Raw genomic sequence first — 8,661 nt, forward strand, 5'->3', positions numbered from 1 at the left:
TCCAGCGGGACCGCTTTGCGGTCCATCGCGAGCAGGCTCGCTCCCACAGGTTTTGCGGCATCCACAGATATTGTGTTCATCACAAATCTACTGTGGGAGCGAGCCTGCTCGCGAAGAAGCCAGTACAAACGCTGAATGAATGTCAGGCCAACTCGGCGACTTTAGTAGCCTTCAACTGCGCCTCGCGGGCCTGGGCATCGGCCAGGCGATACAACTCGATCGAACCATCCCAGTGCTCGATCAATGCGGTGCACGACTCCACCCAGTCGCCGCAATTGAGGTAGTCCACTTCGCCGACCTTGCGAATCTCGGCATGGTGAATGTGCCCGCACACCACGCCGTGCAGCTCGCGCTTGACGCATTCATGGGCGATGGCTTCTTCGAAGTCACTGATGAAGCTGACTGCGGTTTTCACCTTGTGCTTGAGGTAGGCCGACAGCGACCAGTAGCCGTAGCCATATCGCGCGCGCCAATGATTGAGCCAGCGGTTGAGGGTCAGGGTGAATTCGTAGGCCGAGTCACCCAGAAAGGCCAGCCAGCGATGGTAACGGGTGATCACATCGAACTGGTCGCCGTGAATCACCAGCAGATGCCGGCCGTCGGCGGTGACGTGCACGGCTTCGTCCACCAACTGGATATTGCCCAGAATCAGCTTCGAATAACGGCGCAGGAATTCGTCGTGGTTGCCGGTGACGTAGATCACCTCGGTGCCGCGCTTGCTCATGGTCAACAGGCGACGGATCACGTTGGTATGCGCTTGCGGCCAATACATGCCGCCGCGCAGCTTCCAGCCGTCGATGATGTCGCCGACCAGGTAGATCCTGTCCGCGTGATAGCTCTTGAGAAACTGCGACAAGTGTTCAGCCTGGCAATCCCGGGTGCCCAAGTGCACGTCGGAAATCCATAAAGTCCGTACGCGTTGCTTACGGGTGGGTTTGGCGAGCTCGGCGCTGGTCATGGGCAACCCTCTGGCAAGTTTTGCCAAGTCTGCCCCGGCCCGGTTAATGGTCCATGACAGCGTCAAGTCAGTCCTGTGACAACGCTGGCAGGCCCGCACGGTGTAGACTGACGGCCTGAACCGGGAGACCTGCGATGAGACCGATCCTCACGCTTCGCCAATACAGCCACGACCTGATCGTCCACAGCCACGAGCACGCGCAATTGGTGTTCGGGCTCTCGGGCGCCCTGGATTTCGAGGTCGACGGCCATGGCAGCCAGGTGGTCCAGCAGAGTTTCGTGGTGGTACCCTCCGGAGCGCATCACGCCTGTGGCAGCGCCAATGGCAGCCGCTGCCTGGTACTGGACGTACCCAGTGAACAATGGGTTGCCCAGTCGTTGGGCGATCACGCCGAGTCCAGTCGACGCTTGCTCGACAACGCCGGCCGCCTGCCCCTGGACGCCGGGCAAAGCCAATTGGTCAGTTGGCTGGCGAACAGTCCGGTCGATGATCCGCTGATCGCTCAACAAGGCGCGGTGCTGCTGCTGGCCAGTCTCAACAACGCCAGGCCCGACGCCGTCGGCGGTCGGCGCCTGCCCTACGCCGCGCTGAATGCACACATCGATCAGTACGCGGCGTACCCGCTGCAGGTGGCCGACCTGGCCCGGGTGGCCGGCCTTTCCAGTGCCCGCTTGCATGCACGCTTCGTGACCGAATGCGGGCAGACGCCGATGGACTACATCCGCAGCCGACGCCTGCACATCGCGGTGAGTTTGCTGCGCAACTCGGCGCTGCCCATCGGCGAGATTGCCAGCCGCGTCGGCTACAGCTCCCAGAGTGCCTTCGCGGCGGCGGTGTTGCGCGAGTTCGGGGCATCGCCAGGAAAACTGCGGCGCGAGGCTGGCGACAAAAAACGCTAGTTTGCCGACAGACTCGAGGGGCGATTACGCGCTTCAATAATGCCTCTGTTCGTTTGCCGTTAAGGATTGCGATGACTCCCCGTACTGCCCTTGGCGCCTTGCATATCGGCGCATTGATGTTCGGCCTGACCGGCGTGTTCGGCAAACTGGCTGGCGCGTCACCGGCGATCATCGTTTTCGGCCGGGCCGCTTTTGCCGTGCTCGCGCTGGCATTTTTCGCACGGTTCGCCAGCCAGACGCGCTGGCAGAAACTCGAGGTCGTGGACTGGCGTCGACTGCTGCTCAGCGGCTTGTTGCTGGCCGGGCACTGGGTGAGTTTCTTCATTGCGGTGAAAGTCGCGGGCGTGGCGATTGCAACGCTCGGCTTCGCCAGCTTCCCGGCATTTACCGTGATCCTTGAAGGGTTGATCTTCCGCGAGCGCATTCGCGCCAATGAGATTGTGCTGGTGCTGCTGGTCAGTGTCGGGCTGGTGCTGGTCACACCTGACTTCGATCTGGCCAGCGGTGCCACCACCGGCCTGCTGTGGGCCGTGGGTTCCGGGTTGCTGTTCGCCCTGCTGTCACTGACCAACCGTGCCAGCTCCGGGCGCGTCCCGCCCGTGCAGGCGGCGCTGTGTCAGAACGTAGTGGTTGCCCTGTGCCTGCTGCCGGTGGCGGCACCCCAATTGAGCGAAGTGCGCGCCATCGACTGGCTGTGGATCGGCCTGCTCGGTGTGTTCTGTACCGGAGTCGCCCACAGCCTGTTCGTCGCCAGCCTCGCGGTGATCAAGGCACGCACCGCCGCCGTGGTGTTCGCCCTGGAGCCGGTCTACGGCATCACCGTCGCCTGGCTGCTGTTCAACGAAAACCCGACACCGCGCATGTTGCTGGGGGGCGTGCTGATCATTGTGGCGATCGTGGTGTCCAGCAGGTTCTCAAGTGGCTCAAGCAACAAAGCCGTTACCGCCGAGGCTGCGTCTCACTGAGTGCGGTCGTTGTGCCCCAGGTCGCGGTCCGGGTCGATCCGGTCGCGGACCCGCTGCTTGAGCACCTTGGCCTCGGGGAAGCCGCCGTCCGCCTTGCGCTCCCAGATCTGCACCGCGTCACAGTAAATATGAAAGACCCCGCCGGTGCCTGGCACCAGGGAGACTTTGCCCAAGTCATCACCAAAGGTGCTGAGCAGTTCCTGGGCCAGCCAGGCCGCGCGCAACAGCCACTGGCATTGCGTGCAATAGGTGATAACGATTTCCGGTTTGCTGACACTCATGACGGGACTCGATTCCAGAGATTGACGACGCCGCTATGATAGCCCGACCGGTGGCTGCCGACTCGGCACATCTAACACGAACTCAGGCTCGATCATAGCCAGGGCAGCCGATGGCTGGTTTTCGTCCGGACTGATGACGTCCCAACTCGACGCCATGGTCAGCTCCTCCAGGTTGAGTTGATACACATCGTCAGTGGCGACCGGGATGGTACGACCGCTATCGACCCGCTCAAGTCCATCGCTGACGGGTGCCATGTCACGATGCACAGTGGACGACTGCATAACGGCGGGCCACACCACTGGTTCGGTCGGGAGCTCCGCCGCCAGATCATGTGGCGACGGCAGAACCTCTGACGTTGTCGTCTGTTGCTGCTGGCGCCAGCGGCGAACAAACCAGCCCAGGGCCAACAGCGCCATCAGCGCTGACACGCCGGCAATCGGCAACCAGCCAACCCCGGGTTTATCAGCAATAGCCGGGGCTGGTGTCACGGCATCGGGAGCCATTGGTTGCGCCTTTACCTTCTTGAGCTCCGCCAGTTGGGTTTGCAACTCGGCCAACTGTTTTTTCTGGCCGGCAATCAGCTCGTCCTGGCCTTGCAGCTTCGCGTTGAGCTCATCGACAGTGGTTTGCAACGCGTGGTTTTGCAGGGTGCTGGGGGCCAGTTGTTCGACAGCGGGATCAACCACGGGGACGTCAGTTTCCGCTGTCGAATTTGCCACGGATGACAGCGGCACCATCGGTTGGACACTGGGGAACGCGGACGCCGGAGAACTGGAAAGCGGTTCATCGGTGGCGGGAACAACACCCGGCGAACCCGGCGGATCGATCAGCACCGTGTACTCGCGCAATAACCGACCGTTGGCCTGATTGAGCTGCACGAGGAAATTCAGGAATGGCTCACTGACCGGCTTGCTGGACGTCACCTGGATCAGGCTGCGATTACCGCGCAGGATCGGGGTGAACTTCAGGTTGTCGAGGAAAATTGCCCGGTCGACCCCTGCACGACTGAACTCGTCCGCCGTTGCCAGGCTCACCGACAACTCGTGTTCCTCCAGGCCAACCGCATCCACCAGTGCGATATCGGCACGCAGCGGTTGATTCAGCGCCGAATGCAGGGTGATTTCACCCAGGCCCAGCGCAGGTGTCCATGCCGAGTAAGTGACCACGACCCCGGCCAGCAACCACTTTGAACCACCGCGTAAAACCAATCGCCAACACTTGAGCATGAGCATCCTTGAGATCTACAGAAACCATCCGCACGCGTTCGTACATCCGTTACGAACACGATATTGCCGAGTAGTTCTTATAGTCTGCCCAAGGCGCTATCTCAAAAGCCTGGCCGTCGGTTATGCCTCAGGATTTTTCAAGGTTGCCCAGGATGTGCCCGTGAACCCGCATGCACACCTTCAAATCCGCCTCATCGACGCCCTCGAACAGTTCGTGACGCAGTTGCGTGGCAATGGTTTCAATTTGTTCGATCAAGGGACGCGCCGGCGCGCAGAGAACGATTTTCTTCGCCCGACGGTCTTCCAGCACCGCCTGGCGTTGCACCAACCCCTGGCTTTCCAGGCTGTCGAGCAAACGGGCCAGGGTCGGGCCTTCGACGCCTACGCTTTGTGCCAGCTCACGCTGGGTCGGTGCTTCATCGAAACGCGCCAGGTGCAGCAGCACCAGCCAGCGCGCCTGGGACAGGCCCATGCCCGCCAGTCGGCGGTCCAGTTCGGCACGCCAGCCGCGGGACATCTGGGCCAATTGCATGCCAAAGCGGTGTTGATCGGTTAACGGCATAAAACACTCATGATCAGACTGAAATAAATTAAAACTAATTATTAGTCAGCTAAGCATGAGCCTCGACTTGAGGCAAGACCTGATCTGTAGTGAATCGTTACATCAGCACTGCCGATGTCTCAAATCTCGAATTCCGATTGCAAGGCAGCCCGAACGCAGTACAAAACCCCTTCCGGTACCCGGCCCGCGAACAGCGCAGCGATCTCGGAAACCGGCGGCAACTCGCCTTCGCCGTCGAGGAAAGCGTCCTGGACTTCTCCCATCAGGTCTTCAGGCAGGTCCAGCGCCTGTTCCAGCGACAACTGCTGCTTGCCGATCGCCTCGGCCAGCATGGTGTAGACGTTCTTTTCCGAGCACTGCAACTGACCGGCGATCTGCACCGGTGTCATGCCTGCCCGCGCCAGAGTGATGAGCTCATGACGCACGTCGGCCACCACTTTCGGCGCCTCGACCTGGCCGCCGAGCACCTCGAGGAAGGCCTCGCCATAGCGCTCCAGCTTGCGCGCGCCGACGCCGCTGACCCTGGCCATTTCCGCCAGCGAGGTCGGCTGGCTGCGGAGCATTTCCAGCAAGGTCGAGTCGGGGAAGATGACGTACGGCGGCACGCCATGTTCTTCGGCGAGCTTGCGCCGCAGGGCACGCAAGGCTTCCCATTGTTCGCGCTCCTCGCCGCGGACCAGTTGGCTTGCCTGGCTCTTGCTGCTTTTCGCCACGGTTTGCGCCTTGAGATCGCGGCGCAATTCCAGGGTCACCTCGCCCTTGAGCAGTGGCCGGCAACTGTCACTCAGGCGCAAGCCACCGTAACCTTCTAGGTCGATGTCGGCCAGACCACGGGCCACCAGTTGGCGAAACAACGAGCGCCATTCGCCCTCCGCCATGGCCTTGCCGACACCAAACACCGAGAGGTGCTGGTGGCCGAAGCTGCGGACTTTTTCGTTGTCCTTGCCCAGCAACACATCCACCAGGTGTCCGACGCCGTAGCGCTGACCGGTGCGGTAGATCGCCGACAGCGCCTGACGCGCAGGCTCGGTGGCATCCCAGGTCTGCACACCGTCGACGCAGTTGTCGCAATGACCGCAAGGCTGGGGCATGTCTTCGTCGAAATAGGCCAGCAACGTTTGCCGGCGGCAGCGGGTTTCTTCACAGAGCGAGAGCATGGCATCGAGCTTGTGTTGCTCCAGGCGCTTGTGACGCTCGTCGCCTTCGGAGTTCTGCAGCATCTGCTTGAGCATCACCACGTCTTGCAGGCCGTAGGCCATCCAGGCGTCTGCCGGCAGGCCGTCGCGACCGCCACGACCGGTTTCCTGGTAGTAGGCCTCAAGGGATTTCGGCAAATCGAGGTGCGCGACAAAACGTACGTTGGGCTTGTCGATGCCCATGCCGAAGGCCACTGTTGCGACCATGATCAGGCCTTCCTCGTTGAGGAAGCGCTTCTGATGGTAGGCCCGCAGATCGTTGGGCAGGCCGGCGTGGTACGGCAGTGCCGGGAAACCTTGCTCGCTGAGGAATGCGGCGACTTCCTCGACTTTCTTGCGCGACAGGCAATACACGATGCCCGCATCGCTACGGCGTTCGGCGAGGAACGCCAGCAACTGCTTGCGCGGCTGTTCCTTGGGCACGATGCGATAAAAGATGTTCGGCCGGTCGAAGCTCGACAGGAAGCGCTCGGCGTCCTGCAGGTGCAGCCGGGTGACGATTTCTTCGCGGGTGCGCTTGTCGGCCGTGGCGGTGAGGGCGATGCGCGGCACATCGGGGAACATTTCCGCCAACTGGCCGAGTTGCAGGTATTCCGGACGGAAATCGTGGCCCCATTGCGACACGCAGTGTGCTTCGTCGATGGCGAACAGGGCGATGTTCAGGTCTTGCAGAAATGACAGCATGCGCGGCTGGACCAGACGCTCCGGTGCCAGGTAGAGCATTTTCACTTCACCACGGCGGATGCGGGCGGCGAGGTCGCGCTGCTGCTCGGCGTTGAGGGTGGAGTTCAATGCGGCGGCGGCGACACCCAGCTCTTCGAGGGTGGCGACCTGATCGTCCATCAGCGCGATCAGCGGCGAGACCACCACCGCCAACCCTTCGCGCAGCAGCGCCGGGACCTGGAAGCACAGGGATTTGCCGCCACCGGTAGGCATCAGGACCAGGGCATCGCCGCCACTGGCCACGCGCTCAATGATTGCACCCTGGCGGCCACGGAAACTGTCGTAGCCGAAGATGTCCTTGAGGACGCGTTGAGCCTGTTCGAGCATAAAAACTCCAAAAATCACCGAAACATCCCTGCAAGGCTGGTTCAGAACCCGCAATGCTGCACCGACAAATCGTAAGTGCGCATTGCATGTCGCTTCACATTTCAGCCGTGACGCCAGCAGGGCATCACAAAACGCGCGAGTATACCCGAGCCCTGTCCGGCAAAGGGCACCGCTGATAAGACGCACCTCAGCCAATATTGTGCAAAACCTGTGGGAGCGAGCCTGCTCGCGATGAGGCCATCACCGTCAACATTGATTTCCCCTGAACCACCGCTATCGCGAGCAAGCTCGCTCCTACAGGGAATACGGCGCAAAAATGCCGTGCGGCTGGCCCAAGCGCTCAAGAAGGCCTAGAATTCCCGCATCGAACATTCCCCAAGGTAGTCCTTTAATGTCCTTCGCTGAGCAACTAACCCGCCTGCAAGTCTTCCTCGACGCTGATGAACTGCATGACGAGGCGCTGGACTACGTGGCCGCCCACGGCTACCTCACCGCGCTGTCGATCTGTTCCGAAGCGGTTCCCGAGCGTGAATGGATCGACGCACTGTTCGCCGAAGAGCCGCATTACAGCAGCGAGGCCCAGCGCGAAGAGATCGAAGCCACGCTGATCGGCCTCAAGGCCCACATCGCCCGCCAACTGGCCTCCGACGAAGAGTTCGAGTTGCCGTGCGACCTGGACCTGGGCGATGAGCCGGACGATTCCGAACTGCGCGGCTGGTGCATCGGTTTCATGGAAGGCGTGTTCCTGCGCGAAGAAGCCTGGTTCGAAACCGCAGAAGACGAAGTCAGCGAAATGCTGCTGCCGATCATGGTCGGTTCGGGCCTGTTCGACGAGCAACCGGAGTTCTCCGACATTGCCGCCGATGCCAACCTGATGGATGACATGATCGTGCAGATCCCGGAAGCCCTGACCGCGCTGTACCTGCTGTGCAACGCGCCAGACGAAAAACCGGCGATTCTCAAGCCTCGTCACCACTAAGGTCTTGCCTATGGATAACCCCATAGGCAACCGCCCCCTGATATTGCGCTACGTACTGCTGGCCATCGGCTGGCTGAGCGTGGCGCTGGGGGTGCTCGGGATTTTCCTGCCGGTATTGCCCACCACCCCCTTCCTGCTACTGGCGGCCGCCTGCTTCGCCCGCAGTTCCCCGCGCTTCTATCAATGGCTGGTTGAGCACCCACGGCTCGGCCCATGGATCCGCGACTACCTCGACGGCAACGGCATCCCGCTCAGGGGCAAGGTCTACGCCATTGGCCTGATGTGGGCGAGCATCCTGTTCTCCTGCTACCTGGTACCGCTGCCCTGGGCACGGGGTTTCATGCTGACCAGTGCGGTGCTGGTGACGGTTTACATCCTGCGGCAGAAGACCCTGCAAAGACCCTGAATCAGCCCCATCACGACCGACCTGTAACACCCTCCCCTGGCAGCAGAGCTCGCTACCACTCATCGGAAACCCCTCCCGACCTGTCAGATCTGACAGTAGGCAGCCCACAGCTTTCAACCCTTAAATGACTCCCCCGCG

General features: G+C 61.5%; 9 protein-coding genes. 4 read left to right on the plus strand and 5 right to left on the minus strand.

The window, feature by feature from the left end; translation table 11 throughout:
* Positions 1-142 precede the first annotated feature (142 nt).
* Positions 143-958, minus strand: a complete 816-nt coding sequence (locus ACLD1X_RS19735) for a UDP-2,3-diacylglucosamine diphosphatase (protein WP_429370489.1) — start codon at positions 956-958, stop codon at positions 143-145.
* Between the two features lie 134 nt (positions 959-1,092).
* Between ACLD1X_RS19735 and ACLD1X_RS19740 the strand changes: the two genes are divergently transcribed.
* Positions 1,093-1,857 carry an AraC family transcriptional regulator gene (locus ACLD1X_RS19740; protein ID WP_429370491.1) on the plus strand — a complete coding sequence of 255 codons (765 nt, stop codon included), beginning with the start codon at positions 1,093-1,095 and terminating at the stop codon, positions 1,855-1,857.
* A gap of 71 nt (positions 1,858-1,928) precedes the next feature.
* Positions 1,929-2,822: a DMT family transporter gene (locus tag ACLD1X_RS19745; RefSeq protein ID WP_429370493.1), complete on the plus strand. Its 894-nt coding sequence runs from the start codon at positions 1,929-1,931 to the stop codon at positions 2,820-2,822.
* Here the strand turns inward: ACLD1X_RS19745 and ACLD1X_RS19750 are convergent.
* The 4 genes from ACLD1X_RS19750 to recQ all read right to left on the minus strand — a co-directional run bounded on the left by ACLD1X_RS19750 (position 2,816) and on the right by recQ (position 7,138).
* Complete coding sequence (locus ACLD1X_RS19750) at positions 2,816-3,103, minus strand: SelT/SelW/SelH family protein (protein ID WP_429370495.1); 288 nt, start codon at positions 3,101-3,103, stop codon at positions 2,816-2,818. The genes ACLD1X_RS19745 and ACLD1X_RS19750 overlap by 7 nt on opposite strands.
* 33 nt (positions 3,104-3,136) lie before the next feature.
* Positions 3,137-4,330 carry a type IV pilus assembly protein FimV gene (locus tag ACLD1X_RS19755; RefSeq protein ID WP_429370497.1) on the minus strand — a complete coding sequence of 398 codons (1,194 nt, stop codon included), beginning with the start codon at positions 4,328-4,330 and terminating at the stop codon, positions 3,137-3,139.
* Between the two features lie 127 nt (positions 4,331-4,457).
* Positions 4,458-4,892: a MarR family transcriptional regulator gene (locus tag ACLD1X_RS19760; RefSeq protein WP_150724407.1), complete on the minus strand. Its 435-nt coding sequence runs from the start codon at positions 4,890-4,892 to the stop codon at positions 4,458-4,460.
* Positions 4,893-5,011: 119 nt separating this feature from the next.
* On the minus strand, positions 5,012-7,138 hold the full coding sequence (gene recQ, locus ACLD1X_RS19765) for a DNA helicase RecQ (protein ID WP_429370500.1): 2,127 nt from the start codon (positions 7,136-7,138) through the stop codon (positions 5,012-5,014).
* Between the two features lie 391 nt (positions 7,139-7,529).
* On the opposite strand from recQ, the gene ACLD1X_RS19770 reads away from it, so the two are divergent.
* A complete protein-coding gene (locus ACLD1X_RS19770) occupies positions 7,530-8,117 on the plus strand; it encodes a YecA family protein (RefSeq protein WP_008023664.1) in 588 nt (195 codons plus the stop codon).
* Positions 8,118-8,127: 10 nt separating this feature from the next.
* Positions 8,128-8,523: a YbaN family protein gene (locus ACLD1X_RS19775; protein ID WP_429370502.1), complete on the plus strand. Its 396-nt coding sequence runs from the start codon at positions 8,128-8,130 to the stop codon at positions 8,521-8,523.
* Positions 8,524-8,661: the final 138 nt, after the last annotated feature.

The organism is Pseudomonas sp. 18173 (assembly GCF_050432945.1).
Taxonomy (GTDB): domain Bacteria; phylum Pseudomonadota; class Gammaproteobacteria; order Pseudomonadales; family Pseudomonadaceae; genus Aquipseudomonas.

Coding starts and splice junctions, on each gene's coding strand:
- ACLD1X_RS19750 (WP_429370495.1), bottom strand. CDS start 3,103: ATGAGTGTCAGCAAACCGGAAATCGTTATCACCTATTGCACGCAATGC.
- ACLD1X_RS19740 (WP_429370491.1), top strand. CDS start 1,093: ATGAGACCGATCCTCACGCTTCGCCAATACAGCCACGACCTGATCGTC.
- recQ (WP_429370500.1), bottom strand. CDS start 7,138: ATGCTCGAACAGGCTCAACGCGTCCTCAAGGACATCTTCGGCTACGAC.
- ACLD1X_RS19760 (WP_150724407.1), bottom strand. CDS start 4,892: ATGCCGTTAACCGATCAACACCGCTTTGGCATGCAATTGGCCCAGATG.
- ACLD1X_RS19735 (WP_429370489.1), bottom strand. CDS start 958: ATGACCAGCGCCGAGCTCGCCAAACCCACCCGTAAGCAACGCGTACGG.
- ACLD1X_RS19770 (WP_008023664.1), top strand. CDS start 7,530: ATGTCCTTCGCTGAGCAACTAACCCGCCTGCAAGTCTTCCTCGACGCT.
- ACLD1X_RS19755 (WP_429370497.1), bottom strand. CDS start 4,330: ATGCTCAAGTGTTGGCGATTGGTTTTACGCGGTGGTTCAAAGTGGTTG.
- ACLD1X_RS19775 (WP_429370502.1), top strand. CDS start 8,128: ATGGATAACCCCATAGGCAACCGCCCCCTGATATTGCGCTACGTACTG.
- ACLD1X_RS19745 (WP_429370493.1), top strand. CDS start 1,929: ATGACTCCCCGTACTGCCCTTGGCGCCTTGCATATCGGCGCATTGATG.